Genomic DNA, 25,632 nt, shown 5'->3' with positions numbered 1-25,632 from the left:
CTCCATAGTGCGCGCGATTGGAGGCTCCCGCCGGGGCTTCGAGGCGGGACTGCCGATGATCGACGTGACAGCTGCGGATGAGGCGAGCGACGACGCGCGGGCGCGCAGCAATGTGTGGCGGCTTGCGGCGGCGCAGGCGCTGACCGGCGCCAATTCGGCGGTGATCTTCGCCACCGGCTCGATCGTCGGCGCGACGCTGGCGCCCGACATCTCGCTCGCGACGATGCCGCTCTCGATGTATGTGCTGGGGCTTGCCGCCGGCACGCTGCCGACCGGCGCGATCTCGCGCGCCTATGGCAGGCGCATCGCCTTCATCGTCGGCACCTTCTGCGGCACGCTCACCGGCGCGCTCGGCGCCTGGGCGATCCTGCACTCGTCGTTCTGGCTGTTCTGCGGCGCGACCTTCCTCGGCGGGCTCTACGGTGCCGTCGCGCAGTCCTATCGCTTTGCCGCCGCCGATGGCGCCAGCGTCGCGTTCCGGCCCAAGGCGGTGTCGTGGGTGATGGCCGGCGGCGTGTTCGCCGGCGTGCTCGGGCCGCAGCTCGTGCAATGGACCATGGATTTCTGGCCGCCTTACCTGTTCGCATTCTCGTTCGTGATGCAGGCGCTGGTCGCGCTGGTGGCGATGGCGGTGCTGTCGGGGGTCGACGCGCCGAAGCCCGCGGCGGCGGATCTGCATGGCGGCCGCCCGTTGCTCGAGATCGCAAGGCAACCGCGCTTCATCGCCGCGGCGCTGTGCGGCGTGATCGCCTATCCGATGATGAATCTGGTGATGACCTCGGCGCCGCTCGCCATGAAAATGTGCGGGCTGTCGGTCAGCGATTCCAATTTCGGCATCCAGTGGCACATCGTGGCGATGTACGGCCCGAGCTTCTTCACGGGCTCGCTGATCGCCCGCTTCGGCGCGCCTCGCATCGTTGCGCTCGGGCTGGCGCTCGAGGCGGTCGCCGCGACGATCGGGCTGTCCGGCATCACGGCGCCGCATTTCTGGGCCACCCTGTTCGTGCTCGGCGTCGGCTGGAACTTCGCATTCGTCGGCGCCTCCGCGCTGGTGCTGGAGACGCACCGGCCGCAGGAGCGCAACAAGGTGCAGGCGTTCAACGATTTCCTCGTGTTCGGCATGATGGCGATCGGCTCGTTCTCGTCGGGCCAGCTGCTCGCGCATTACGGCTGGAACGCCGTCAACATGGTGGTGTTTCCGCCGGTGCTGCTCGGGCTCGTCGTGCTGTCACTGGCGTCATTCGCCAAGCGGCGGGCGAAATTGCGCGCGGTGGAAGAAATCCCGGACCCAAGCATCTGATCTTGCTATTTGAGCATGGTCTCCGCGCAAACGCTTCGCGTTTGTCGCGAGGGAAAACCGCTTCGCACTTTTCCGGACCGTGCTGCTGCCAATTGCTGACACTTCGACCGGTTTCGAAATGATCGGCTTGCAAGGCTGATCACATCGTGGGAACGGATCAGTCCGGCCTTGACGATGTGAGAAGCAAGAGCAAGAAATGGACGCATCATCACCCGCGCTGCATGACGAATCCGCGCTCGGCTATGAAGGCTGGCGCATCGTCGTCGTCTGCTTCCTGCTTGCGACCTTCGGCTGGGGATTGGGCTTCTACGGCCAGAGCGTCTACGTCGCCGAGCTGCAGCGGCTACACGGCTGGCCGGCGTCGCTGATCTCGTCGGGCACGACCTTCTTCTATTTGTTCGGCGCCGCGCTGGTCGCCTTCGTCAGCGAGGCGATCAAGGCGTTCGGCGCGCGCAGCTGTCTGATCGCGGGCACCCTCGCGATGGCGGTTGCCGCCGTTGCGATCGGCGAGGTGCGCGAGCCCTGGCAGCTTTATCTCGCCGATGCGCTGCTGGCGTTCGGCTGGGCCGGCACCAGCCTCGGCATCATCACCAACACGCTCGGGCTGTGGTTCGACAAGAAGCGCGGCATGGCGATCAGCCTGGCGCTGAACGGCGCGAGCTTCGGCGGCATCGTCGGCGTGCCGCTGCTGGTGACGGGGATCGGCACCTTCGGCTTCTCCGGCGCGATGATCGCGGCCGCGGTGCTGCTTGTCGTGGTGATGGTGCCGGTGATCCTGATCTTCGTCGGGCGGCCGCCGGCGCATCTGCGTGCGGTGACGTCAGCGGCCGACGCGCCGTCGGCGACGCAGGTGCGCGCCAATGCGCTACGCGACATCCGCTTCCTCTCGGTCTCGACTGCCTTCGCGCTGGTGCTGTTCGCCCAGGTCGGCTTCATCGTGCATCTGATCGCCTATCTCGATCAGGTGATCGGCCGCGAGCGCGCCACGGTAGCGATGGCGCTGCTGACCGCGATGGCGGTGGTCGGCCGGGTTTCGTTTTCCTTCGTGATCGACCGGCTCAACCAGCGGCTGGCGTCGGCGCTGTCCTTTGTCAGCCAGGCGATCGCGCTCGTCGTCATCATCAACGTGCACAACGACATCGCGCAGATCGCCGCCTGCGCGCTGTTCGGCTTCTCGGTCGGCAATCTGATCACGCTGCCGGCGCTGATCGTGCAGCGCGAGTTCGATTCGCGCGCGTTTGGCGTGCTGGTCAGCCTGATCACCGCGATCAACCAGATCACCTACGCGTTCGGCCCCGGCGTGATCGGTCTGCTGCACGATCTCTCCGGCGGCTACGCGCTGCCGTTCTACGGCTGCATCTGCCTTGAGCTGATCGCGGCGGCGACGATCATGGCGAAGGGGAAATCGCTTCCGACCTCCCCTTGAAAAGGGGAGGTCGCTTTGCTCGCAGAGCAAAGCGGGTGGGGATCCGCTCTCTCCACTTGCAGCGGAGCCCGCGGCTGAACCCCCATCCCGGCCTTCCCCTTTCAGGGGGAAGGGGAATAAAACCTGTAGCCCGGATCAAGCGAAGCGCAATTCGGGAACAGTATCACCATGGCGCAACCCCGGATTTCATTGCGCTTCATCCGGGCTAAAGCGCGATGCGATTAGGTTGAATCGTCATCGCGCTTTAGCTCTTTGACTGAGCATGATCTTTTCGGAAAACCGCTTCGCACTTTTCCGGATCATGCTTTAGAATCCGCGCTGCGGAATTACGCGGCCCCTGCTTCAGCAGGTCCTCCAGGTCCAGTCGCCGCGTGAACATCGACAGCTTGCCGTCCGCGCTGCGCGGCCATTCGGCTTCGGGGCGGTCCCAATAGAGCTCGACGCCGTTCTCGTCAGGATCGCGCAAATACAGCGCCTGGCTGACGCCGTGATCGCTGGCGCCGTCGAGCTGGATGCCGGCCGACAGCACCCGGTGCAGCGCATCGGCGAGCGCCGGGCGGGTCGGGTAGAGGATGGCGGTGTGGAACAGGCCGGTGGTGCCCGGCGGCGGCGGATGGCCGCCCTTGCTCTCCCAGGTGTTGAGGCCGATATGGTGGTGATAGCCGCCGGCCGAGATGAAGGCCGCGTCCGTCCCCAAGCGCTGCTGCAGTTCGAAGCCGAGCACGCCGCAATAGAAGCCGAGCGCGCGCTCGAGATCGGCGACCTTGAGGTGCACATGCCCGATCCGCGTGCCCGCGATGATGGGAGGATTTTGCGGCATGAGCTGGCTCCGTTGGCATCAACGCCGTGCCGTCGGCGGCAGGGCTCCGCCTTCTGATATAGTCCGGATTTGCGGGAGCGAGAGCAACCCATCCAGAAACGCAGCGTTTCCGAATGGCGCCACGGCCCGCCGAGCCTAGCAGAGCTCCGACAACTCGCCGCCGGGCAGCTGGAACTCGAACGTGTTCAGCGTCATCGATACCATGGTGTAGTAGCCGCAGAGGCCGATCACCTCGACTAGGCCGCGCAGGCTCAGCACCTCGACCGCCTCGTCATACAGCGCCTTCGGCAGGCCGTGACCTTCGTGCAGCGCCTTGGCGACGTCGTAGATCATCCTGGCCTTGGGGTCGTCGAAAGTCGGCGTCCGGCGCACGCGAATGTCCTCGATGATCTTCGGGTCGAGGCCGCCCTTCAGCGCGAGGCGCTTGTGGGCATACCATTCGTAATGCGCGGTCCAGTGCCGCGCGGTGACGAGGATCGCGATTTCCGACAGTTTTGCCGGGAAGACCGTGTCGAAGCGCAGCACCTCGCCGAGCCGCGTGGCGTGCCGTGCCATCTCCGGGCTGTTCAGCCAGGCCATCATCGGCGCCGGTGGCGCGCCGCGCTTGCCGGCGATCGACTCGTCGTAGGTTTCTTTCTGGGCGGCGTTCATTTCGCTAGGCGAAAGCAGCTTCAGCCGCATGTCCGTTTCCTCTTGTTTTTCAAGCGTTACCCATCTCGGCGATACACCCGATCGCGCAAGCTGAGTAGCGACGCCAGAGCATGGCGCGGTCGCGAGGCATATTGAATTCGGCGGCTGCGCAGGTCTAAGGTCGAATCCAATCCGACGATTTTGACTGGAAACGCACCATGGCTGACCTTGAGACATTCCGCGCCGAGACCCGCGCCTGGCTGGAGCAGAACTGCCCGGCGGAGATGCGCAAACCGATGACCTCGGATGGCGACACCTTCTGGGGTGGCCGCAATGCGAAATTCTCCTCCGAAGCGCAGCGCGTCTGGTTCGAGCGGATGCGCGACAAGGGCTGGACCGTGCCGCATTGGCCCAAGGAATACGGTGGCGGAGGCCTCGACGGCGAGGAGGCCAAGATCGTGCGCCAGGAGATGGCGGCGATCGGCGCGCGGGCGCCGCTGACCTCGTTCGGCATCTCGATGCTCGGACCGGCGCTTTTGAAATACGGCACCGAGGAGCAGAAGAAGGAGCATCTGCCGAAGATCACCGCGGGCTTGATCCGCTGGTGCCAGGGCTATTCCGAGCCAAACGCCGGCTCCGACCTCGCCTCGCTGCAGACCCGCGCTGTCGCCGACGGCGACGATTACATCATCAACGGCCAGAAGATATGGACCTCCTACGCCAACTATGCCGACTGGATCTTCTGCCTGGTGCGCACTGATCCCGCGGCGAAGAAGCACGACGGCATCAGCTTCATCCTCTTCGACATGACCTCGAAGGGCGTGTCGACCAAGCCGATCCTCTTGATCTCCGGCTATTCGCCGTTCTGCGAGACCTTCTTCGACAATGTCCGGGTGCCGAAGTCGCATGTCGTGGGTACCGTCAATCGCGGCTGGGACGTCGCAAAATACCTGCTGCAGCACGAGCGCGCGATGATCTCGGGCATGGGCGAGCGCGGCGTCGGCCGTCCGCTCGGCCAGATCGCCGCCGACTCGGTCGGCGCGGACGCGCAAGGGAAGCTCGACGACGCGCAGCTGCGCAGCCAGATCGCGAGCTTCGAGGTTGACGAGGCCGCGCTCGCCGCGGCGGCGGAGCGCGCGGTCGATCTCGCCAAGGCCGGGCAGTCGCATCCGGCGTTCTCCTCGGCGATGAAATATTACGGCACCGAGCTCAACAAGCGCCGCTACGAGATCCTGATGTCGGCGGGCGGCATCGACGCGCTGGAATGGGAGAGCGACCGCTCCCGGGGCGGCGCCCGTCCGCGCGCCTGGCTGCGCACCAAGGCCAACTCGATCGAGGGCGGCACCTCGGAGGTGATGCTCGGAATCGTCGCCAAGCGCATCCTCGATCTGCCTGGGGCGTGAGGCACGATCTCTCCACCCGTCATTCCGGGGCGCGACGCAGTCGCGAGCCCGGAATCCATACTCCCGATCGTGGTTATGGATTCCGGGCCTGGCCCTTCGGGCCATCCCGGAATGACGAACTCAATATCGTTTGATTTATCGAAGAGCGGAATCCATCCATGGCCCTCGTCCTCACCGAAGAACAATCCATGCTGCGCGACAGTGCGCGCGGTCTCATCAGCGACAAGGCGCCGGTGGCGCATCTGCGCGCCTTGCGCGACAGCAAGGACTCGACCGGCTTCTCGCGCGAGCTCTGGAAGACCTTTGCCGAGATGGGCTTCTCCGGCCTGTTGGTGCCGGACCAGTTCGGCGGCAGCGGCCTCGGCTGCGTCGAGGCCGGCATCGTCATGGAAGAGATCGGTCGCACCTTGATGCCGTCGCCATTCCTCGCGACCTCGGTGCTCGCGGCCTCGGCGCTGTCGCGCGGCGGCAGCGAGGCGCAGAAGGCGCAGCATCTGCCTGGCATTGCCGGCGGCTCGCTGCTGGCTGCGCTGGCGATCGATGAGGGCGCCAAGCATCGCCCGCTGCAGACCAAGTTGCAGGCCGCGCGTTCCGGCAACGGCTTCAAGCTGTCCGGCGACAAGGCCTTCGTGGTCGACGGCCACACCGCCGATCTGTTGATCGTCGCGGCGCGCACGGCGGGCAGCGCAGGCGACGAGAGCGGGCTGACGCTGTTCCTGGTCGATCCGAAGGCCAAGGGTCTCGCGGTCGAGCGCACCGCGATGGTCGATTCGCACAACGCGGCGCGCATCGTGTTCGACAATGTCGAGGTCAATGCCGACAGCGTGCTCGGCGAGGTCGATCAGGGCTTTGGGCTGCTCGAGGGCGTGCTCAATATCGGCCGCGGCGCGGTCGCCTCCGAAATGGTCGGCCTCTCCGACGAGGTGTTCGGCCGCACCGTGGCCTATCTGAAGGAGCGCAAGCAGTTCGGCAAGGCGATCGGCGAATTCCAGGCGCTGCAGCACCGGGCCGCCCAGCTCTATATCGACATCGAGATCACCCGCGCCGCTGTGCTGAAGGCGCTGCAGGCGCTCGACGCCGATCTCGGCAAGGCGGGCAATGCGGTCGCCGTCGCCAAGGCGCGCGCCGGCACGACCGCGACGCTCGCCGTCCAGGAAGGCGTGCAGATGCACGGCGGCATGGGCATGACCGACCAGTTCGACATCGGCTTCTTCATGAAGCGCGCCCGCGTCTGCCAGGAGCTGTTCGGCGACAGCAATTTCCACACCGACCAGCTCGCGCGCGGCAAGGGCTACTGATTGTCATTCCGGGGCGCGCGAAGCGCGAGCCCGGAATCCATTGCGCCACCGTTCTTGTCGCCGATGGATTCCGGGCCTGCGCCTATGGCGCATCTCGGAATGACGACATCTGTGATCACCGGATCGGCGGGGCGTACTGGACGCCGCCGGCGTTCCAGAGCTGGTTCATGCCGCGTGGAATCTTCAGCTTGGAATCGGCGCCGACGTTGCGGTCGTAGACCTCGCCGTAATTGCCGACATGGCGAATGATGCGCACCGCCCAGTCCTTGGTCAGCCCGAGATCCTCGCCATAGGAACCCTCGGTGCCGACCAGCCGCATCACCTCCGGCTTCTTCGACTTCAGCGCCTCGTCGATATTCTTCGAGGTGATGCCGAGCTCCTCGGCGTTGATCATGGCGTACAGCGTCCATTTCACGATCATCATCCAGTCGTCGTCGCGCAAGCGGACCACCGGCGCCAGCGGCTCCTTGGAGATGATGTCGGCCAGGATCATGTGGTCGTTCGGCTTGGACAGATTGAGCCGCAGCGCATAGAGCTGCGAGGCGTCCGACGTCAGCGTGTCGCACTGGCCGCTGTCATAGGCCTTCACGACGTCGTCCAGCTTGTCGAACTTCATCTCCGTGTACTTCATGTTGTTGGCACGGAAATAGTCGGAGAGGTTGAGCTGCGTCGTCGTGTTGGCCTGCACGCAGACCTTGCTGCCGTTGAGGTCGAGCGCGGAATCGATGTTTCGCGCGCGGGGAATCATGAAGCCCTGGCCGTCATAATAGGCGACCGCCGGGAAATAGAGATCGTAATTGGTCTCGCGCGACATGCTCCAGGTGGAGTTGCGCGAGAGGATGTCGACCTTGCGGTTCTGCAGCTCCTTGAAGCGCTCGCTGGCGTCGAGCGGGACGAACTTCGCCTTCGACGGATCGTCGAAGATCGCCGAGGCCACCGCGCGGCAGAAGTCGACGTCGAAGCCGGTCCAGTTGCCCTTGTCGTCCGGGTTCGAGAAGCCCGGCAGGCCCTTGTTGACGCCGCACAGCACCTCGCCGCGGCGGATGGTGCGCTTCAGGGTGCGGGTGTCGTAACGCTCATAGGTGACGGCGGCGGCCGCAACCAGGGCGGCGACCGCGAGCCCGATCGTCAGGCCGCCTCGAAATGTACGCATGGGTTCTCTCTCGCGAATGATCGGGGGAAAAGCGGGTCGATATCGAAGGCGGGGCAGGTGGAGATTACAGTTCGGGCTTCTGGCGGATGATCACCTTGGTGCCGACGGGAACGCGGTTGTAGAGATCGGCGACGTCGGCGTTGACCAGGCGGAAGCAGCCGGACGAGATCGCGGTGCCGATGGTGTCGGGCCGGTTGGTGCCGTGGATGCGGTACACCGTGGTGCCCAAATACATCGCGCGCGCGCCGAGCGGGTTGCCCGGGCCGCCCGCCATGAAGCGCGGCAGATAAGGCTGGCGGGCGATCATTTCCGGCGGCGGGGTCCAGTCCGGCCACTCGGCCTTGCGGGTGATGGTCACCAGGCCCTGCCACGTGAAGCCATCGCGGCCGACACCGATGCCGTAGCGGAGCGCGCGGCCGTTACCTTGCACGAGGTAAAGATGGCGTTCGGCGGTCGAGACGATGATGGTGCCCGGCGCCTCGTTGGTCCGGTAGTAGACGACCTGCTTCTGCCATTCCGGATCGAGCTCGTAGCTGTCGTCGGCGATCAGGCCCGGCTCGTCGGCATCCGGGCGGCTCTGGGCGAAGCCCTGCGACGTCGACAACACGAGCGCGCCCGTGGCGATCGCCATCCAGACCAGGTGACGAAGTTTCGTCATGCAAAGCTCTCCTTGTTGGCGCGCGGCCAAATGGTTGCTCCACCCAAATGCGCATGATCCGCCAAAGTGTGAGCGGTTTGGCGATCAGATCATGCGCCACTTTTAACTTGGGCATCAAATCTCAGCGGCAGCTTGATGGCAAGTTTAGGGCGGGCATCACACTATATCACTGTAATGCTTCTGTTTTTTGTCAAGGGCCTTGTGGCACGCCGGGTGGGCGGCCTTATTTCGGCGCAATCCAGAGTCGCAGCGCGAAAGAGACCAGGGTCACGGTGCCGACGCCGCCGAGCCAGAGCGCTGCGAACCACAGCAGGCGCTGGCTGAGCGGCCGCTGATTCGGACGGGGTTGCATCAGTGGTATCCGTGGCCGGGGCGCACCTTGCCGCGGAACACCCAATAGGCCCAGGCGGTGTAGCCGAGGATCAGCGGCACCAGGATCGAGACCCCGAACAGCATGAAGATCTGGCTGTTGGCGGGCGCTGCCGCCTGCCAGATCGTGATGCTCTGCGGCACGATGTACGGATACATGCTGATGCCGAGCCCGGCATAGGACAGGGCGAACAGGGCGAGCACCAGGAAGAACGGCTGATGATCGTTCTTGTTGCCGAGCGCGCGCAGCAACAGCGCGGTGACGGCGGCGACCGCGATCGGCACCGGCGCGGTGAGGATGATGTTGGGCCAGGCGAACCAGCGCTGGGTGTATTGCACGGCGAGGAAGGGCGTTGCGATGCTGACGGCGCCGATCGCGCACAGCATCGCGACCAGCAGTATCCAGCTCAGGTGATAGGCGCGCTCGCGCAGCTCGCCTTCGGTCTTCATCACCAGCCAGGTCGCCCCCAGCAGCGCATAGCCGATCACCAGCGCGATGCCGGTCAGCACGCTGAACGCCGTCAGCCAATCCCACCAGCCGCCGGCATAGTGGCGTCCCTCGACATGGATGCCCTGCAGGATGGCGCCGAGCGCGATGCCCTGCGCCAGCGTCGCGACCAGTGAGCCGCCGGCGAAGGCGAGATCCCATTTGTTGCGCGCCTTCTGGGTGCGCCAGCGGAATTCGAAGGCGACGCCGCGGAACACGAGGCCGAGCAGCATCGCGATCATCGGCGTGTAGAGCGCCGGCATCAGCACCGCATAGGCCAGCGGAAACGCCGCCATCATGCCGCCGCCGCCGAGCACCAGCCAGGTCTCGTTGCCGTCCCACACCGGCGCCACCGTGTTCATGATGACGTCGCGGTCGGCCTTTTGCGGAAACAGCGGAAACAGGATGCCGAGGCCGAGATCGAAGCCGTCCATCACGACATAGACGAACACGGCAAAGGCGATGATGAAGGCCCAGATGATGGTGAGATCGATCATCGCGCGCCCTCCACGGCGCCGGCCGCCGGCGTGATGCCGGCCGCGCGGGCGGGAAGGTCCTTGGTCGGGCCTTGCTCGCCGGGGTGCGGCGGCTGCGCCATCAGCCGCAGGATGTAGGTCACGCCCGCGATGAACACGACGAAGTAAACGATGATGAAGGCGATCAGCGACGAGCCGACGGCGGGCGCTGCCAGCGGCGATACCGAATCGACGGTGCGCAATAGCCCGTAGACGGTGAAGGGTTGCCGCCCGGTCTCGGTGGTGATCCAGCCCGCGAGCACGGCGATGAAGCCGGCCGGGCCCATCGTCACCGCGAAGCGGTGCAGCAGCGGCGACTGGTACAGCAGGCCGCGCCAGCGCATCAGCAGGCTGAACAGGCCGAGCCCCATGATCAGGAAGCCGAGCCCGACCATGATGCGGAACGACCAGAAGGTGATCGGCACCGGCGGCCAGTTTTCACGCGGCACGGTATCCAGGCCGGCGAGCGGCGCGTCGAGCGAATGCTTCAGGATCAGCGACGACAGCTTCGGCACCTCGATCGCGTATTTCACCCTGGCCTCGCGCTGGTCGGGCCAGCCGAACAGGATCAGCGGCGCGCCATCCTTGTGGCTCTGGTAATGGCCTTCCATCGCCATCACCTTGGCCGGCTGATGCTCCAGCGTGTTGAGGCCGTGCTGGTCGCCGGCAAGGATCTGGATCGGCGCCACCAGGGTGGCCATCCACATCGCCATCGAGAACATCACCCGCGCGCCCGCCAGATGCTGGTCGCGCAACAGGTGCCAGGCGCCGACCGCGCCGACCACCAGCGAGGTGGTGAGATAGGCCGCCAGCACCATGTGCACCAGGCGATAGGGGAACGACGGATTGAAGATCACCTTGAGCCAGTCTGCGGCGACGAACTGGCCGTCGGCATTGACGGCATGACCGGCCGGCGTCTGCATCCAGGAATTGGCCGACAAAATCCAGAACGCCGAGATCAGCGTGCCGATCGCCACCATCAAGGTCGCCAGGAAGTGCAGCCGCGGGCCGACCCGCGACAGCCCGAACAGCATCACGCCGAGGAAGCCGGCCTCGAGGAAGAACGCGGTCAACACCTCATAGGCCATTAGCGGGCCGATCACCGGCCCGGTCTTGTCGGCAAAGGACGACCAGTTGGTGCCGAACTGGTAGGACATCACGATGCCCGACACCACGCCCATGCCGAACGCGACCGCGAAGATCTTCAGCCAGTAATTGAACAGGTTGATGAAGACCTCGCGCCTGGTGATCAGCCATAGCGCTTCCAGCACCGCGAGATAGCTCGCAAGCCCGATCGAGAATGCGGGAAACACGATGTGGAACGACATCGTGAAAGCGAATTGCGCGCGGGCGAGTACGACCGCATCCCAGCCTTCGAACATGATCCACCACCTGCCGTCGAGCTGACGTGGAGCTTACCACGTCAGGTGTGACGACAACACAGGGCGGATTGTCCGATCAGCTGTTGGCGTTGAGCAGGCGCGCGACGGTGCGGTCGATTTCGTCGTACTGGCCCTCGCCGGCGTGCTGGAACACGATCTTGCCGTTCTGGTCGATGATGTATTGCGCCGGCCAATACTGGTTGCCGTAGGCGTTCCAGGTCTGCGAATTGTTGTCCTGCGCCACCGGATAGAGGATGCCGTGCCGCTTCAGCGCCGCCTGCACGTTGGTGGCGGAATGCTCGAACGGGAATTCCGGCGTGTGAACCCCGATCACGACGAGGCCGCGATCCCGGTACTTTGAATAAAGTTGGGTGACGTGCGGCAGCGTATTGACGCAGTTGACGCAGCCATAGGTCCAGAAATCCACCAGTACGACCTTGCCGCGCAGGTCGGCGAGCTTCAGCGGCTGCGAATTGAACCAGTTGCTGATCCCGGCAAATTCAGGCGCGGCCTGGCTCTGTCCGGTGGTCATGGCGACGGCCCGCGGCACCGGCACGGCCGGCGCGTCGGACTCGGTGCAGAGACCAGGGATGACGGCGCCGCCGAGACCAAGGGCCGCAACCACGGCGGATACAGCAATCAAGCGCAGGGACATCGAACTCTCCTTATGGCTCACAGGCCGATCTGGCCGTTGGGATAGAACTGGGTCAGCCACGCCACGATCAGCGTGTCGTATTGCAGATAGGACACAGCGGCGAAGCCGATGATCACGACGCCGAAGCCTTGCTGCAGGCGCGGCGCGATCCGCGCCAGGCCGCGCACGCGTGTGGTGACGGCTTGCCCGCCATAGGCAATGGCCAGCATCGGGATCGCAGCACCGATCGCGTAGGTCACGAGTTGCAGGCTCGCCCATGCGGTATCCTTCGAGGTCGCGACGATGGTCAGGATCGAGCCGAGCACCGGACCGGCGCAGGGCGTCCACACCAGGCCGAGCGTCGAGCCGAGCACGAAGCCACCGAACAGGCTCTGCGATGGGACGGCCTGGCCGAGGCTGCCGGCGGCACCGCCAAGCCGGATCGCCAGCCATTCGAACGGCGCCGGCCAGATCATCAGCAGGCCGGAGCCCGCGAGCAGCACGGCCGCGCCGGTCCGCAGCAGGTTCGGATCGAAGTCGAAGGCGCGGGTGATCGCGCTCAGCAGCAATGCCACCGCGGAGAATGACATCACGAAGCCGAGCGCGATCATCGCGGGCCGCGCCTTGCCGGTCTGGCCTATCGATACCCCGAGCAGGATCGGCAGCATCGGCAGGGTGCAAGGGGCGGCGACGGTGGCGACACCGGCAAGCAGGGCCAGGGTAAGGGCAGGGGCAAGGCTGAGCATCGTCGTCCGTCCATCAGAAGTCCCGGCGCGCCAGAGGGCCGTGCCGGGGTCGCCTGATGTTCTTCGCGAGGGCGGCGTGGCCGTTACTGCCGCCCGGTCGCCGATGACGTCACGTCAGCGTGAGGCGAATCGCGTGCGTCCTCACGACCGCGCGCCAAAAACAGAGCGACCCGGCTGGGGGGCATCCCGGCCGGGTCGTTGGAGGCTACTTGGGAGGTTAGAACTTAAGGAGGTATCGAAACCTGGGTCAGCGAATTGGGGTTGGGGTTGCGTCGTTGGGCATGGGTATAGAGATCGCGTTTTTCCGGGTGATGTCGTCGATTGTTTCAATTGTTTCGTCGCCGAACCTTTTTGGCTTCGTGGACAATTGCCCGGGTTACTTGATCTCCTTCTAAATCGCTGAATTTGCTTTGCTTTAGGCCGCAACGCTGTCCACGCCGGCGCCCCTCAGGAGGTCGGCGAGCTGCTTGCGGGCATAGAACATGCGGGTCTTCACCGTGCTTTGCGGGATGCCGATGATCTGGCCGGCCTCCTCGACCGACTTCTCATGGTAGTAGACCAGATTGATGATCTCGCGGTGGGCCGGCGACAGCTTGGCGACGCAGGCACGCAGGATTTCGCTGGTGGTGGCGCGATCGAGCGAGGTTTCCGGCGTGTCGGCGCCGTCCGCGATCTCCAGCACGTCGTCCTGGTCGATGTCCTCGTGCCGGCGCTGGCGCAGCGCGGTGAGCGCCTTGAAGCGGGCGATCGACAGCAGCCAGGTCGAGACCTGCGAGCGGCCCTCGAACTGGGTCGCGGTACGCCAGACGTCCAGGAACACCTGGCTGACCAGGTCCTCGGCCATCGTGGTGTCGCGCACCATGCGGAGCACGAAGCGGTAGACCCGGACGTTGTGACGGGCATAGAGCGTGTGCATCGAGGTGCGGTCATGCTTGGCGATATGCGCGAGCAGCATTTCATCCGAGGTCGCGCGTGCAGCTTCGATGTGCTTGTTGGCTGCAGAGTTGATGGCGATGACGTTCGGCATGACAGGCTCCCAGTTCGCCGTTGGGCGGCGGTTCGTTGGGAGAATTGTTAGTTAGCGCCGGTTTCCGGATGTCTGCGCGAAAAGCGGAAAATGGTTTCGTGACCGGGAGAATTGTTTCGTCGCGGCGCCGGCGACGAAACATTCGGGTCCAAAAAGCCAGTTATTTCAATGGGCGGAAATTTGAACGAGCCGGTTCGCTGTCGGTGAAACGGATCCGGGCCGTGACTTTTGGCACTATTCGGCCGCCTGCATAGAGGGCGCTGCCTTTTTCGGGGCAATCCACAACGCGTCGGGCCGCTCGAACAGGAAATTGGCCCGACCCGCCAGCGCCAGCCGCCAGATCAGGAGGGAGCCGGCGACGCCGACCGCAGTGACGATCAGCGAGACCCAGCCGATGTCGTGGATGACGTCGAACCGCAGCAGCAGGGTGCGTGATGCTGCCATCGGCAGGAAGAAGGCGAGGTAGATCACGATCGAGTGCTCGCCGCAGAAGCGCAGGAGGCCGAGCCAATGCGCGCGCGCCAAGAGCGTGCCGGTCACGATGATCGCGCAGGCGCCGGCGAGGCCGAGTGCCAGCGAGACCACCGGCCATTCACTGATATCGAGCGCGACCAGGCCGCCATTGACCAGCGCCCAGAGCCCGAGCCCGAGCAGTGCAAATGCAGGCCGCGCCCGCGCGCGGTCCGACAGCGCGAACACGTAAGCAGCGAGCACGTAGCCGGTGAAGAAGTAGACGAAGCGGGCGCAGAACTCGTCGATCACGGTCCAGCCGGTCACGACATGCGCGCTCTCCAGTGCCGCCGCGATCAGCCAGATCGCGAGCGGATGCACCTTGCGCGTGAGCTTGGTGACGACGAAGAAGATCGGCAGCAGATAGATGAACCACAGCGTGCCGAACGGCTCGACGAAGGCCTCGAGATATTGCAGACCGACTGAGGCCCAGCCTGCCTCGGCGGCCAGCGACGGCGCCTTGAAGCCGAACTGGATCGTCACCCACAGCACGTAGAAATAGGCGAAGTGCATCACCTTGCGGTCGAGATAGGTGCGCCAGTCGCGATCGATCACGACCGAGAGGAACAGCCCCGAGATCAGGAAGAAGTCCGGCATCCGGAACGGTTTTGCGAACATCACGACATAGTGCATGAAGCCGGTCTCTCCGGCGGCCTTCTCGACCCCCAGCACCGAATGCATCATCACCACCATGACGATGCAGATGCCCTTGGCATAGTCGACCCAATCGACGCGCGCGCCCGCGTTCCCGCTGGAACGATCTGGTGCAGCTGCTGTGCCGTTTGTGGTCATCCCTGTCCTGTTCCGGCGTGATCGGGCTCATCATCGGCCCGATCTGTTGCTTTCTCCTTTACCCATACAAAGGATGTGCCGCCGAAGCCGGCCCTATCCCCCGTTCCCTGTCACCGGCGAATGGTCTAAGAGGCCCGGAAATCCTAGAAGTAACCGTGCTTTGTTAACCACAGGACGCAAGGCTGGCCGAGCGCCGCTGCCGCGATGAGACCGCTTGCCGCACCATTTCGATAGCCCGCTGCCGATCGACGTCGTGCTCGACGAGCTCGACCGCACGCTCGATCGCCACAATGCCGCCGTGCTGGTCGCGCCGCCGGGCGCCGGCAAGACCACGCGCGTGCCGCTGGCGTTGCTCGATGCGCCCTGGGCGAGGGGCAAGAAGATCATCGTGCTGGAGCCGCGCCGCATCGCCGCGCGCGCCAGCGCCGAGCGGATGGCGAAGACGCTCGGCGAGCGTCCCGGCGAGACCGTCGGCTACCGGGTGCGCTTCGGCTCGAAAGTGTCGCGCGAGACGCGGATCGAGGTCGTCACCGAGGGCATCTTCTCGCGCCAGATCCTCGACGATCCCGAGCTCAACGGCGTTGCCGCGGTGCTGTTCGACGAATTCCACGAGCGCTCGCTCGATGCCGATCTCGGGCTGGCGCTGGCGCGTGACGCCCAGACCGGCCTGCGCGAGGATCTGCGCATCCTCGTGATGTCGGCGACTCTCGACGGTGCGCGCGTCGCTCGGCTGCTCGGCGACGCGCCTGTGGTCGAGAGCGAGGGCCGCGCCTTTCCGGTCGAGACCCGCTATGTCGGCCGCAAGGTCGATGCGCCGCTGGAGCGGCAGATGGCCGAGACGATCGCGGCCGCGCTGCGCGCCGATGCCGGCTCGGTGCTCGCCTTCCTGCCGGGCGCGGCCGAGATCCGCCGCACCCAGGCTTTCTTGGCCGAGCGCGTGCACGATGCGTCGGTCGAGATCGTGCCGCTGTTCGGCGCGCTCGATGCGAGCGTGCAGGATCGCGCCATCGCGCCGGCGCCGAAGGGCATCCGCAAGGTGGTGCTGGCGACCTCGATCGCCGAGACCTCGCTGACCATCGAGGGCGTGCGCATCGTGGTCGACTCGGGCCTGGCGCGGGTGCCGCGCTACGAGCCTGACATCGCCCTGACCCGGCTCGAGACGGTGCGGGCCTCGCGCGCCGCGGTCGATCAGCGGCGCGGCCGCGCCGGCCGCATCGAGCCCGGCGTCTGCTACCGTCTCTGGGACGAGCCGCAGACCGCCTCGCTCCCCGCCTACACCGCGCCCGAGATCCTCTCCGCCGATCTGTCTTCGCTGGTGCTCGACCTCGCGCAATGGGGCGTCAGCGATCCCGCTGGGCTTGCCTTCCTCGATCCGCCGCCCGGGCCGGCGCTGAAGGAAGCAAAATCGCTGCTGTCGGAACTCGGCGCGCTCGACCACGACGGCCGCATCACCGAGGAGGGCAAGAGCCTGCGCGCGCTGGCGTTGCCGCCGCGGCTGGCGCGCATGATCGTGGATTCCGCGCGGTTTGGCGCCGGCGAGGAGGCGGCCGAGATTGCCGCGGTGCTGACCGAGCGTGGGCTCGGCGGCGACAGCGTCGATCTCGACCACAGGCTCGACCAGTTCCGCCGTGACCGCTCGCAGCGCGCATCGAGCGCGCGCAGCATGGCCGCGCGCTGGGCTGCGCAGGTGAAGGTAACGCCGAGCGAGCAGAAGGATCTCTCGACCGGCGTCATGCTGGCCTTCGCATTTCCGGATCGGGTCGCGAAGAACCGCGGCAATGGCAGTTTCGTGCTGGCCAATGGTCGCGGTGCCGCCGTGGAGCAGACCGCGGCACTGGCGCGGCTGCCTTACATCGCGGTCGCCGAACTGACCGGCACCGCCGCGAGCGGCCGCATCTTGCTGGCGGCGCCGATCACCCAGGACGAGATCGAGCAGCGTTTCGCCGACCAGATCGAGACCATCGAAGAGGTGACGTTCGACCGCGGCGCGATGGCGCTGCGCGCGCGCCGCCGGCGTTCGCTGCATGCGATCACGCTGTCGGAGGCGCCGATGCCGCTCAAGCCATCGGCCGAGACCGCGCGCGTGTTCGCCGACGGCCTGATCGCAGCCGGCCTCGACCGGTTGCCCTGGTCGAAGCATTCCAAGCAGTGGCGCGATCGAATCATGTTCCTGCGCAAGGCCGAGGACGAGAGCTGGCCCGATCTGTCGGACGCGGCACTTGCCGAACGCGCCGACGACTGGCTGGTGGGAGCGCTGTACGACAAGACCGCGCTGAAGGATCTCTCCGCCGGTGACTTGTCGGACGCGTTGATGGCGCTGCTGCCGTGGGAGTTGCGCGCGCGGCTCGATCGGGAGGCGCCGACGCATTTCGAGGCGCCGACCGGCACGCAGCTTGCGATCGATTACGAGGCCGAGCAGGGCCCGACCATTGCAGTCCGGCTGCAGGAGCTGTTCGGGCTCACCACCCATCCCTCGATCGCCAAGGGCGCGGTGCCGCTGGTGCTGGAACTGCTGTCGCCGGCGCAGCGGCCGGTGCAGGTGACGCGCGACCTGCCCGGCTTCTGGCGTGGCAGTTACGCCGCGGTGCGTTCCGACCTCCGGGGCCGCTATCCGCGCCATCCCTGGCCGGAAGATCCGGCCAGCGCGATGCCGACCAGGCGCGTGAAGCCCCGCGGCACTTGAAGCTGGCGCAAACGTTTCGCGTGTTGCGCCAGCTGGACTGGACCACCGCTATTGCAGCACTCTCGACTGTCATCACCCGGCCCGTGCGCAATTGCGCACATGGACCGGGTGATCCAGTACGCCGCGGCCTCTCGGCTCGAGCACAAGCTGCTCTGGAGTACCGATCGTCCGGTCGAGCCGGGCGATGACGGTGTGTTGTGCGGCGACAAGGGCGCCGGTCTCCGTTTTCCCGATCATGCCTATCGGTTGCGCTGGCGAGCGTCGGCAAACGGTGGTTAGACTTGCGGGCTGGGATGGGATCACGGGCTCGCATTGGGGAGGCCGGCATGGACTTCAAGAACCTGGAGATCAGGAACGCATCGCCGTCGCTGTACAATGAAGATCTGGCGCCGGCCAGGGAACGCAACTGGGGCGCCTTCAGCATCTTCAACGTCTGGACCTCGGACGTGCATAGCCTGTGGGGCTATTATCTCGCCGCCAGCCTGTTCCTGCTCTGTGGCAGCTTCGTCAACTTCATCATCGCGATCGGCGCCGGCTCGCTGGTGATCTTCGTGCTGATGAGCCTGATCGGCAATGCCGGGGTGCGGACCGGCATGCCCTATCCGGTGCTGGCGCGGGCCTCGTTCGGGATCTGGGGCGCCAACATTCCGGCGCTGGTGCGCGCCGTGGTCGCCTGCTTCTGGTACGGCGCGCAGACCGCGGCGGCCTCGAGCGCGATCGTCGCGCTCTTGACCCGCATCGACGGCTTCAAGGCGTTCCACCAGTCGAGCCACATGCTCGGCCACTCCACCCTCGAGGTGATCTGCTTCGTCGTGATCTGGGCCTTGCAACTGCTGATCATCCAGCGCGGCATGGAGACGGTGCGCCGCTTCCAGGACTGGGCGGGCCCCGCGGTGTGGCTGATGATGCTGATCCTTGCGGTCTATCTCTGCATCGCGGCCGGCGGCATCTCGCTGACCGCGCCGATCCCGCAGGACGTGCTGCTGGAGAAGACCAAGGAGGCCGGCGTGCCCGGGGTACCGGGCTCGTTACCGGCGCTGTGCGCCGTCGCCGCGACCTGGATCACCTATTTCGCTGCGCTCTATCTCAACTTCTGCGACTTCTCGCGCTATGCGCCTGACGTCAACGCGCTGCGCAAGGGCAATATCTGGGGTCTGCCGGTCAACCTGATCCTGTTCTCGCTGGTCGCCGGCGTCACCACGATCGCAGCCTTCAACGTCTATCACGAGGTGCTGCTGCATCCCGACCAGATCTCTGCGAAGTTCGACTCTTGGTTCCTGGCGCTGCTCGCCGCGGTCACCTTTGCGGTGGCGACGCTCGGCATCAACGTGGTCGCCAATTTCGTCTCGCCGGCGTTCGATTTCTCCAACGTGTTTCCGCGCCATATCGACTTCAAGAAAGGCGGCTACATCGCGGCGCTGATCGCGCTGGCGCTGTATCCGTTCGCGCCCTGGGAGGGCAGCGCCGCCTCGTTCGTCGGATTGATCGGCGCCACCATGGGGCCGATCTTCGGCATCATGATGGTCGACTATTATCTGATCGCCAAAGGTCGCGTGAACGTGCCGGCGCTCTATCAGGAGGACGGCGAATATCGCTTCCAGAACGGCTGGAACGTCAGCGCGCTGATCGCAGCTGCGATCGGCGCCCTGTTCTCGTCGGTGCTGCCGAACTTCACCTCGCTCCTGCCGGCCTGGTGGGCGGTCTACGGCTGGTTCTTCGGCGTCGCCATCGCGGGCGCGGTCTATTATGCGCTGCGCGTTGCGATGCCGAGCCCGGTCGCCAAAACCGCCTGAGTGCCGGCAAATTCCGGCTTTGTGAGGCGGCCGACGACATTCGGCCGCCTCAGCGGGCTCGCATTAACTCTTCGCTCATCCTTTTCGCCAAAATGGCAGGCTCGCGCTGCCGCCCTCGCTCGCGGCGGGGCCCCCGGCGTGGTGAAATTGCGTGTTCGGCTTTCCGAGTATGGTGTCATGCGTAACCTGATGATTTTCGCGGCCATCCTGATCGGGCTGGGCACCTTCATGGCCCAGATGGCCAGCAAGATGGCCCCCGCCGCCGCGACCACCACCAAGCAGACCATCGCCCCCGCCGTCACGGTGGCGCAGGCCAGCGCCCGCACGCTCAGCATCGCGCCCGATCCGCGCGGTCACTTCGCCACCGACGGCCGCATCGACGGCCAGCGCATCAATTTCATGGTCGACACCGGCGCCTCCGTGGTGGCGCTGAACGAGACCTCGGCCGCGCGCTTCGGCCTGCGCCCGGTGCCGGGCGATTACACCTCGCGCGTCACCACCGCCAACGGCACCATCAAGGCGGCGCGCGCCCGCCTCGCGATGATCGAGATCGGCGGCCTCACCGTGCGCGACGTCGACGCTCTGGTGCTGCCGGACGAGGCGCTGTCGGAAAACCTGCTCGGCCTGTCCTTCCTGTCGAAGCTGAAGCGCTTCGAATACGCCAACGGCAAATTGTTGCTGGAGCAATAGGCAGCACTTTCGCACTGAGGGAATTCAGTGCGCTGCTTGTTCACATTTTGGGAATGAGAGGGTGGTCGAGTCGATCCTCGCGACGACGCGGCATTTGCGCCAGATGTTCGCGGGGCCCGTCAGACCTGAGGCGCTTTCGCAGAGTGCCGAGCCGGTCTCCCGGCGTACTCACCGTGAATCCACTTCACCTTGAGGTAGGTCATTGGTCGGATACCTTTCCGCTGCGGCGATGCATTCGCTAAAGCTAGCGGCGTTGCGAAGCCGTCGCCATTGCCCAGATTTTTTCGAACTCGGCCTTTGAGATCACTTCCGGCTCGAACTTGGGATTGGCGGCGATCTCCTCAACGGACGGCAATGGCATTTGACCCAGGCCCGTGTCCCCGACCTCAACTTTATCATTGGCATACCCGATCCTTCCGTCGGGAAAGATTTCGACCTTGCGGAGCTCCCAATGTTCGTGATCCAACTCGCTGTAGATAAGCACTGGTTCATCGGCGTACGCGTGAATCCATCTCACCTTGAGGTAGGTCATTGGTCAGATACCTTTCCGCTGCTGATAATCCTGTTGTTCAAATCCAACGGTCCCTCATTTGGGATAACATAAACACCGGACCGGCCCTTGATCACATTTAGACCGGCCGGGTTGATTTCGAGGTAGTGCGTGAATTTTTCCGCTTGGTGGTGATTGTTCACAAGGGCTTTCGAAAGATCCGTGGTCCACCGGCACCAGAGAGTAATCGGGCATTGATCATCACCTACGGATATTGCGCACGCCTCCGGGCGCGCCCGTGCGTGACCGCACCTCGCGGAGAGGGCTGGGTTGGCGTTATGCGTTGAAGTGCTTGAGTGACGGCTTGCGCGAGGGCGCGGAAGTGTCGCTTCCGGTTCGGCTTGCCGATCGTCGTTGCCGGGCGCCCGTCTGCCGGAGCGAGCGGCCCTGGCCGTCAGCCGGTTCGGTTCGCTGCGGTGGCCAATTTCGGCGCGCTCGGCAGTATATTGGCCGACAGCGTCCCGTCCGATTCGAAAAGCCCGCAGCGGATTTTCCGGTGCGGGCTCCAATGATTTCTGATTTTCAGATTGTGCCGGTGAGTTGCCCGACATGTCAACCGATATTTCGCCGACGCCAAATCTGCCGTAATTATTGGTCACAAGCCGTCAATCCTGCCTTCCGCTGCGGCGATGCATTCGCTAAAGCCAGCGGCATTGTTGCTCCGCATTTCCACGAGGCCATTTCTGATGTTTCCCAAGCCGAAACCCGCGCTGGTCCCCAACACCTACGCCTTCGAATCCGAGCCGATGGTGAAGCCGACCGGGTTTCGCGAATACGACGCGCGCTGGCTGTTCAACAAGGAAATCAACTTGATGGGCGTGCAGGCGCTGGGCATGGGGCTCGGCGCGCTGATCGCGGAGCTCGGCGTCAGACAGGAGATCGTTACCGGTCACGATTTCCGCGGCTATTCGGCGTCGATCAAATACGCGCTGATCTCGGGCCTGATGGCGGCGGGCTGCAAGGTGCACGACATCGGGCTCGCGGTGACGCCGATGGCCTATTTCGCGCAATTCGATCTCGACGTGCCGTGTGTGGCGATGGTCACCGCCTCGCACAACGACAATGGCTGGACCGGCGTCAAGATGGGCGCCAACCGTCCGCTCACCTTCGGTCCCGACGAGATGACGCGGCTGAAGGAGATCGTTCTGAACGCTGCGTTCGACAACAAGGCCGGCGGCTCCTATCAATTCCATGAAAACTATCCGGCGCGCTACATCGCCGACCTCACCAGCCGGCCGAAGCTGACGCGCAAGCTCAAGGTGGTGGCGGCCTGCGGCAACGGCACCGCGGGCGCGTTCGCGCCGCAGGTCTTGGAGGCGATCGGCTGCGAGGTGATCCCGCTCGACACCGAGCTCGACCACACCTTCCCGAAATACAATCCGAATCCGGAAGACATGGAGATGCTGCACGCGATCCGCGATGCGGTGCTGGCGCACAAGGCCGATGTCGGCCTCGGCTTCGATGGCGACGGCGACCGCTGCGGCGTGGTCGACAACACCGGCGAGGAGATCTTTGCCGACAAGGTCGGCGTCATGCTGGCGCGCGACATGTCGGCGATCAACGCCAATGCGCAGTTTGTCGTCGACGTGAAGTCGACCGGGCTGTTCGTGACCGATCCGGTGTTGCAGAAGCAGGGCGCCAACACCGTCTACTGGAAGACCGGGCATTCCTACATGAAGCGCCGCACCAACGAGCTCGGCGCGCTCGCCGGCTTCGAGAAATCCGGCCACTTCTTCTTCAACAGGCCGTTCGGCCGCGGCTATGACGACGGCCTGGTGTCGGCGATCGCGATCTGCGAGATGCTCGACCGCGCGCCCGGCAAGTCGATGGCCGACCTGAAGGACGCGCTGCCCAAGACCTGGTCGTCGCCGACCATGTCGCCGCATTGCGCCGACGAGGCGAAATACGGCGTGGTCGACGCGGTCGTGAAGCACTTCGAGACGCTGCAACGGACCGGCGCGCAGGTCGCGGGTCAGAACATCCGCGATCTCGTCACCGTCAACGGCGTGCGCGTCACGGTCGCGGACGGCAGCTGGGGCCTGGTGCGCGCGTCCTCGAACAAGCCGGAGCTCGTGGTCGTGGTGGAAAGCCCGGTCAGCGAGCAGCGCATGCGCGACATGTTCGAGGCGATGGATTCGGTGCTGCGCACCCATCCCGAGGTCGGCGCGTATAATCAAAAGATTTGAGCGCGCTGCTCGCGGCAGATCAGGCTGTCATCACCCGCGCATGCCCTTGCGGGCGATGACAGCGTTGGACGCGGCGTGAGCGGCGCGCCTCACGCCGCCCGCAGCGAGGCGAGGAAACGGTCGAGCTCGGTCTTCAGCCACTCCGACTGCGACGACAGGCCGTTGGCCGCGTCGAGCAATTGCGCGGTCGCGCCGCCGGCCTGCTCGGACGCGCGGTTGACGTTGAGGATGCCCTTGTTGACGTCCCGGGTGCGATCGGCCGCCTGCTGCAGATTGCTGGAGATCTCGCGGGTCGCCGCGCCCTGCTGATCGACGGCGGCTGCGATCTCGCCGGAGACCTGGTCGATTTCCGCGATGGTGGTCCCGATGGTGCCGATCGCGTCGACGGCGGCACCGGTCGCATTCTGGATATCCTGGATCTGAACCGAGATCTCCTCGGTTGCCTTGGCGGTCTGGTTGGCCAGCGCCTTGACCTCGCTCGCGACGACCGCGAACCCGCGGCCGTGTTCGCCGGCGCGCGCCGCTTCGATGGTTGCGTTCAGGGCGAGTAAATTGGTCTGGCTGGCGATGTTCTGGATCAAGGTCACCACCTCGCCGATCTTCTGCGTGCCGGCGGCAAGACCTTGCACGACGCCGTTGGTGCGGCGCGCCTCGTCGGCGGCCTTGGCGGCGATCCGCGCCGAGCGCGTCACCTGCTCGGCGATGTTGTTGATCGAGGCCGTCAGCTCCTCGGTCGCCGACGCCACGGTTTCGACGTTGCTCGACGCCAGCGTCGATGCGGTGGCGGCGGCGGTGGCCTGGCGAATGGTTTCCGTGTTGCTGCCGTTCATCGTTGCCGACAGGCCCTGCATCGCGTGCGCCGCCACCGCGACGGCCTCGACGACCTCGCCGATCTTGCGCTCGAAGCCGGCCGCAAGCTCACGCCGCGCGGCATCACGCTCGCGCTTGGCCCGTTCGGCCTCGATGCGTTCGGCATTGGCGCGCGCCTCGGCGGCGCTGGCGGCCTCGGCTTCGGCCGCCTTCAGCGCCGACGTCCTGAACAGCTCGGCAAGCGTGTGCGCGAGCCAGATCAGCACGCCGGCTTCGATCAGCAGGATCACGGCGTGGAGAACGACGCGGCCGAAATCGGCGCCGCCGGGATAGATCGCGGCCGGCAGGATGAAGTTCAGCGTCAGGTGGTGCAGGGCGACCGCAACCGTGCCGGCGATGATCGGCCGGTAGTCGCAATAGGCGACCAGGCACGCCAGCGCGGCGAAGAAATACATGTGCATGTCGACCTGCCAGCGGTGGCCCGCGAACTGGTAGACCAGCATCGATACGCCGGCCATCAAGGCCACCGCAACGATCAGCTGCGTTGAAGCGCCATTCCCGGACATGCGCCACGAGGCCGTCGCGGTGAGCGCCATCGCGACCATGAAGCCGGCCGGGACCAGCCAGTCGCTGTGCAGCGCCATGCCGACGACGATCGCGATCGGAACGTGCAGCCACAGCACCACGAGCAAGATCTTGCTGGCCGTCTCGCGCAGGGCGGCCATTTCATCGCCTTCGAAGGTCATCCCCACCCCCCAGATCGTCGTCAGCCCTGAAGCAGCCGGCGATCGCCTGCGGATCCATGGTCAGCAGGGCGCCGGCCGCGTACAGCCGGCTCAGCCCGCCATCGCGGTCGGGCCGCACCACCAGCAGGGCCGGTATGGCAGTCATCCGAACGATCGACGCGTTGGCGGATGCAGCTGCCGCCACCGCGCGCTCGGCGCGCCACCACGGCGGAAACGCCACGGCCACCACCTCAGCGCCCGCACGCACCTGCAGCGACAGCATCACGATCGCGATCCAGCTCGCAATCAGCAATGCAGCCGCGCCTGGCCATGCGGGCCGTCGCCTCGCTGGGATGATCTCCCCCGGCTCCATCGCGGCATAATAAAACTGGTGGCGCTAACTTACGGTAAATACCGGGCAGCCGGACTACCTGAGGGCGTATCGACTATCGTATGGGATTGTGCGGCGGCGCTTACGCCGCCGGCACCGGCAGCGCCGTCACCGACTTGATCTTCTCCATCGCAAAGCGCGAGGTGACATTCTTCAGCGGCACGGCGGAGATCAGCTTCTTGTAGAACACGTCATAGGCCTGCATGTCGGCGACCACGACGCGCAGCATGTAGTCGACGTCGCCGGCCATCCGGTAGAACTCCATCACTTCCGGCATCGCGCTGACGGCGTCGGCGAATTTGCGCAGCCATGCTTCCGAATGGTCGGCGCTCTCGACCGACACGAACACCGAGATCCCGAGACCGATCTTGTTCTGATCGACCAGCGCCACGCGGCGCAGGATCACGCCGTCGGCCTCGAGCCGCTGGATGCGCTTCCAGCACGGCGTCGACGACAGCCCGACCCGGTCGCCGATTTCGGCGACGGAGAGCGAGGCATCCTCCTGCAGCACGGTCAGGATCTTGCGATCGATCGCGTCGAGGCGGCGGTTATTGTCATGAAGCTGAATGGCGACATCGGTCATAGAAGAAAGTTCCACATGAAGGTTCAAACTCCCTCATATAGAGAAAAATCTTCCAAATCAAGCGGGTCGTG

General features: G+C 65.3%; 24 protein-coding genes and 1 pseudogene. 9 read left to right on the top strand and 16 right to left on the bottom strand.

Features of this window, described 5'->3' with window-relative positions:
* Window positions 1–55: 55 nt before the first annotated feature.
* Together ACVISU_RS18815 and ACVISU_RS18810 are read left to right on the top strand one after the other, a co-directional pair.
* A complete protein-coding gene (locus tag ACVISU_RS18815; protein WP_456707913.1) occupies window positions 56–1,300 on the top strand; it encodes an MFS transporter in 1,245 nt (414 codons plus the stop codon).
* A gap of 196 nt (window positions 1,301–1,496) precedes the next feature.
* Window positions 1,497–2,726, top strand: a complete 1,230-nt coding sequence (locus tag ACVISU_RS18810) for an MFS transporter (RefSeq protein WP_456707912.1) — start codon at window positions 1,497–1,499, stop codon at window positions 2,724–2,726.
* Between the two features lie 337 nt (window positions 2,727–3,063).
* On the opposite strand, the pseudogene ACVISU_RS18805 reads toward ACVISU_RS18810, so the two are convergent.
* Window positions 3,064–3,546, bottom strand: a pseudogene (locus tag ACVISU_RS18805) (VOC family protein); the annotation flags it as partial.
* Between the two features lie 135 nt (window positions 3,547–3,681).
* Entirely contained in the window at window positions 3,682–4,227 is a 546-nt protein-coding gene (locus tag ACVISU_RS18800) for a carboxymuconolactone decarboxylase family protein (protein ID WP_456707911.1), read from the bottom strand.
* A gap of 167 nt (window positions 4,228–4,394) precedes the next feature.
* On the opposite strand from ACVISU_RS18800, the gene ACVISU_RS18795 reads away from it, so the two are divergent.
* Both ACVISU_RS18795 and ACVISU_RS18790 read left to right on the top strand, forming a co-directional pair.
* Window positions 4,395–5,579 (top strand): acyl-CoA dehydrogenase family protein, encoded by a 1,185-nt coding sequence (locus ACVISU_RS18795; protein ID WP_456707910.1) that lies wholly within the window; start codon window positions 4,395–4,397, stop codon window positions 5,577–5,579.
* A gap of 158 nt (window positions 5,580–5,737) precedes the next feature.
* Window positions 5,738–6,877, top strand: coding sequence for an acyl-CoA dehydrogenase family protein (locus ACVISU_RS18790; protein WP_456707909.1), 1,140 nt, complete (start codon window positions 5,738–5,740; stop codon window positions 6,875–6,877).
* Between the two features lie 115 nt (window positions 6,878–6,992).
* Here the strand turns inward: ACVISU_RS18790 and ACVISU_RS18785 are convergent, their stop codons facing one another.
* The 9 genes from ACVISU_RS18785 to ACVISU_RS18745 all read right to left on the bottom strand — a co-directional run bounded on the left by ACVISU_RS18785 (window position 6,993) and on the right by ACVISU_RS18745 (window position 15,150).
* Window positions 6,993–8,030: an amino acid ABC transporter substrate-binding protein gene (locus ACVISU_RS18785; RefSeq protein ID WP_050406053.1), complete on the bottom strand. Its 1,038-nt coding sequence runs from the start codon at window positions 8,028–8,030 to the stop codon at window positions 6,993–6,995.
* Between the two features lie 64 nt (window positions 8,031–8,094).
* Window positions 8,095–8,688: a L,D-transpeptidase gene (locus ACVISU_RS18780; protein ID WP_050406054.1), complete on the bottom strand. Its 594-nt coding sequence runs from the start codon at window positions 8,686–8,688 to the stop codon at window positions 8,095–8,097.
* 223 nt (window positions 8,689–8,911) lie between these two features.
* Complete coding sequence (locus tag ACVISU_RS18775; RefSeq protein WP_157113521.1) at window positions 8,912–9,040, bottom strand: DUF2474 domain-containing protein; 129 nt, start codon at window positions 9,038–9,040, stop codon at window positions 8,912–8,914.
* Window positions 9,040–10,041, bottom strand: coding sequence for a cytochrome d ubiquinol oxidase subunit II (gene cydB, locus ACVISU_RS18770; protein WP_456707908.1), 1,002 nt, complete (start codon window positions 10,039–10,041; stop codon window positions 9,040–9,042). Before cydB ends, ACVISU_RS18775 begins: the two co-directional genes overlap by 1 nt.
* Window positions 10,038–11,441 (bottom strand): cytochrome ubiquinol oxidase subunit I, encoded by a 1,404-nt coding sequence (locus tag ACVISU_RS18765; protein ID WP_456707907.1) that lies wholly within the window; start codon window positions 11,439–11,441, stop codon window positions 10,038–10,040. The genes cydB and ACVISU_RS18765 overlap by 4 nt, the downstream gene beginning before the upstream one ends.
* Window positions 11,442–11,517: 76 nt before the next feature.
* Window positions 11,518–12,096: a redoxin domain-containing protein gene (locus tag ACVISU_RS18760; RefSeq protein ID WP_456707906.1), complete on the bottom strand. Its 579-nt coding sequence runs from the start codon at window positions 12,094–12,096 to the stop codon at window positions 11,518–11,520.
* 17 nt (window positions 12,097–12,113) lie between these two features.
* On the bottom strand, window positions 12,114–12,821 hold the full coding sequence (locus ACVISU_RS18755) for a cytochrome c biogenesis CcdA family protein (protein ID WP_456707905.1): 708 nt from the start codon (window positions 12,819–12,821) through the stop codon (window positions 12,114–12,116).
* A 415-nt stretch (window positions 12,822–13,236) separates the two neighbouring features.
* Complete coding sequence (locus tag ACVISU_RS18750; RefSeq protein WP_050406060.1) at window positions 13,237–13,848, bottom strand: sigma-70 family RNA polymerase sigma factor; 612 nt, start codon at window positions 13,846–13,848, stop codon at window positions 13,237–13,239.
* 234 nt (window positions 13,849–14,082) lie between these two features.
* Entirely contained in the window at window positions 14,083–15,150 is a 1,068-nt protein-coding gene (locus ACVISU_RS18745; RefSeq protein WP_456707904.1) for an acyltransferase family protein, read from the bottom strand.
* A gap of 214 nt (window positions 15,151–15,364) precedes the next feature.
* Here ACVISU_RS18745 and hrpB point away from each other — a divergent pair, with 214 nt between their 5' ends.
* The 4 genes from hrpB (at window position 15,365) to ACVISU_RS18725 (ending at window position 20,316) form a co-directional block, all read left to right on the top strand.
* Complete coding sequence (gene hrpB / locus ACVISU_RS18740; protein ID WP_456707903.1) at window positions 15,365–17,833, top strand: ATP-dependent helicase HrpB; 2,469 nt, start codon at window positions 15,365–15,367, stop codon at window positions 17,831–17,833.
* Between the two features lie 99 nt (window positions 17,834–17,932).
* Window positions 17,933–18,112, top strand: a complete 180-nt coding sequence (locus ACVISU_RS18735) for a hypothetical protein (protein WP_456707902.1) — start codon at window positions 17,933–17,935, stop codon at window positions 18,110–18,112.
* 47 nt (window positions 18,113–18,159) lie between these two features.
* On the top strand, window positions 18,160–19,626 hold the full coding sequence (locus ACVISU_RS18730; RefSeq protein ID WP_456707901.1) for an NCS1 family nucleobase:cation symporter-1: 1,467 nt from the start codon (window positions 18,160–18,162) through the stop codon (window positions 19,624–19,626).
* A gap of 177 nt (window positions 19,627–19,803) precedes the next feature.
* Entirely contained in the window at window positions 19,804–20,316 is a 513-nt protein-coding gene (locus ACVISU_RS18725; protein ID WP_157113523.1) for a TIGR02281 family clan AA aspartic protease, read from the top strand.
* Window positions 20,317–20,560: 244 nt separating this feature from the next.
* Here ACVISU_RS18725 and ACVISU_RS18720 read toward each other — a convergent pair whose 3' ends face one another.
* Both ACVISU_RS18720 and ACVISU_RS18715 read right to left on the bottom strand, forming a co-directional pair.
* Window positions 20,561–20,848 carry a DUF6881 domain-containing protein gene (locus ACVISU_RS18720; protein WP_456707900.1) on the bottom strand — a complete coding sequence of 96 codons (288 nt, stop codon included), beginning with the start codon at window positions 20,846–20,848 and terminating at the stop codon, window positions 20,561–20,563.
* Window positions 20,845–21,465 carry an HYD1 signature containing ADP-ribosyltransferase family protein gene (locus ACVISU_RS18715; protein WP_456707899.1) on the bottom strand — a complete coding sequence of 207 codons (621 nt, stop codon included), beginning with the start codon at window positions 21,463–21,465 and terminating at the stop codon, window positions 20,845–20,847. Before ACVISU_RS18715 ends, ACVISU_RS18720 begins: the two co-directional genes overlap by 4 nt.
* Before the next feature lie 87 nt (window positions 21,466–21,552).
* Here ACVISU_RS18715 and ACVISU_RS18710 point away from each other — a divergent pair, with 87 nt between their 5' ends.
* Window positions 21,553–23,052: a phosphomannomutase/phosphoglucomutase gene (locus tag ACVISU_RS18710; RefSeq protein WP_456707898.1), complete on the top strand. Its 1,500-nt coding sequence runs from the start codon at window positions 21,553–21,555 to the stop codon at window positions 23,050–23,052.
* Between the two features lie 89 nt (window positions 23,053–23,141).
* On the opposite strand, the gene ACVISU_RS18705 is transcribed toward ACVISU_RS18710, so the two are convergent.
* The 3 genes from ACVISU_RS18705 to ACVISU_RS18695 all read right to left on the bottom strand — a co-directional run bounded on the left by ACVISU_RS18705 (window position 23,142) and on the right by ACVISU_RS18695 (window position 25,561).
* Window positions 23,142–24,608, bottom strand: coding sequence for a methyl-accepting chemotaxis protein (locus ACVISU_RS18705; RefSeq protein ID WP_456707897.1), 1,467 nt, complete (start codon window positions 24,606–24,608; stop codon window positions 23,142–23,144).
* Window positions 24,589–24,900, bottom strand: coding sequence for a hypothetical protein (locus ACVISU_RS18700; RefSeq protein WP_456707896.1), 312 nt, complete (start codon window positions 24,898–24,900; stop codon window positions 24,589–24,591). Before ACVISU_RS18700 ends, ACVISU_RS18705 begins: the two co-directional genes overlap by 20 nt.
* A 160-nt stretch (window positions 24,901–25,060) precedes the next feature.
* Window positions 25,061–25,561: an Lrp/AsnC family transcriptional regulator gene (locus ACVISU_RS18695; protein ID WP_024578797.1), complete on the bottom strand. Its 501-nt coding sequence runs from the start codon at window positions 25,559–25,561 to the stop codon at window positions 25,061–25,063.
* Between the last annotated feature and the right edge of the window lie 71 nt (window positions 25,562–25,632).

The organism is Bradyrhizobium sp. USDA 4452 (genome assembly GCF_054063575.1).
Note: the sequence above shows the minus strand (reverse complement) of the source record. Positions and strands in the feature narration are given on the sequence as shown.

Bases quoted from the DNA above. Each gene is read 5' to 3' on its own strand.
- ACVISU_RS18815 (WP_456707913.1), top strand. From the start codon at position 56: ATGATCGACGTGACAGCTGCGGATGAGGCGAGCGACGACGCGCGGGCG.
- ACVISU_RS18810 (WP_456707912.1), top strand. From the start codon at position 1,497: ATGGACGCATCATCACCCGCGCTGCATGACGAATCCGCGCTCGGCTAT.
- ACVISU_RS18800 (WP_456707911.1), bottom strand. From the start codon at position 4,227: ATGCGGCTGAAGCTGCTTTCGCCTAGCGAAATGAACGCCGCCCAGAAA.
- ACVISU_RS18795 (WP_456707910.1), top strand. From the start codon at position 4,395: ATGGCTGACCTTGAGACATTCCGCGCCGAGACCCGCGCCTGGCTGGAG.
- ACVISU_RS18790 (WP_456707909.1), top strand. From the start codon at position 5,738: ATGGCCCTCGTCCTCACCGAAGAACAATCCATGCTGCGCGACAGTGCG.
- ACVISU_RS18785 (WP_050406053.1), bottom strand. From the start codon at position 8,030: ATGCGTACATTTCGAGGCGGCCTGACGATCGGGCTCGCGGTCGCCGCC.
- ACVISU_RS18780 (WP_050406054.1), bottom strand. From the start codon at position 8,688: ATGACGAAACTTCGTCACCTGGTCTGGATGGCGATCGCCACGGGCGCG.
- ACVISU_RS18775 (WP_157113521.1), bottom strand. From the start codon at position 9,040: ATGCAACCCCGTCCGAATCAGCGGCCGCTCAGCCAGCGCCTGCTGTGG.
- cydB (WP_456707908.1), bottom strand. From the start codon at position 10,041: ATGATCGATCTCACCATCATCTGGGCCTTCATCATCGCCTTTGCCGTG.
- ACVISU_RS18765 (WP_456707907.1), bottom strand. From the start codon at position 11,441: ATGTTCGAAGGCTGGGATGCGGTCGTACTCGCCCGCGCGCAATTCGCT.
- ACVISU_RS18760 (WP_456707906.1), bottom strand. From the start codon at position 12,096: ATGTCCCTGCGCTTGATTGCTGTATCCGCCGTGGTTGCGGCCCTTGGT.
- ACVISU_RS18755 (WP_456707905.1), bottom strand. From the start codon at position 12,821: ATGCTCAGCCTTGCCCCTGCCCTTACCCTGGCCCTGCTTGCCGGTGTC.
- ACVISU_RS18750 (WP_050406060.1), bottom strand. From the start codon at position 13,848: ATGCCGAACGTCATCGCCATCAACTCTGCAGCCAACAAGCACATCGAA.
- ACVISU_RS18745 (WP_456707904.1), bottom strand. From the start codon at position 15,150: ATGACCACAAACGGCACAGCAGCTGCACCAGATCGTTCCAGCGGGAAC.
- ACVISU_RS18735 (WP_456707902.1), top strand. From the start codon at position 17,933: ATGGACCGGGTGATCCAGTACGCCGCGGCCTCTCGGCTCGAGCACAAG.
- ACVISU_RS18730 (WP_456707901.1), top strand. From the start codon at position 18,160: ATGGACTTCAAGAACCTGGAGATCAGGAACGCATCGCCGTCGCTGTAC.
- ACVISU_RS18725 (WP_157113523.1), top strand. From the start codon at position 19,804: ATGCGTAACCTGATGATTTTCGCGGCCATCCTGATCGGGCTGGGCACC.
- ACVISU_RS18720 (WP_456707900.1), bottom strand. From the start codon at position 20,848: ATGACCTACCTCAAGGTGAGATGGATTCACGCGTACGCCGATGAACCA.
- ACVISU_RS18710 (WP_456707898.1), top strand. From the start codon at position 21,553: ATGTTTCCCAAGCCGAAACCCGCGCTGGTCCCCAACACCTACGCCTTC.
- ACVISU_RS18705 (WP_456707897.1), bottom strand. From the start codon at position 24,608: ATGACCTTCGAAGGCGATGAAATGGCCGCCCTGCGCGAGACGGCCAGC.
- ACVISU_RS18695 (WP_024578797.1), bottom strand. From the start codon at position 25,561: ATGACCGATGTCGCCATTCAGCTTCATGACAATAACCGCCGCCTCGAC.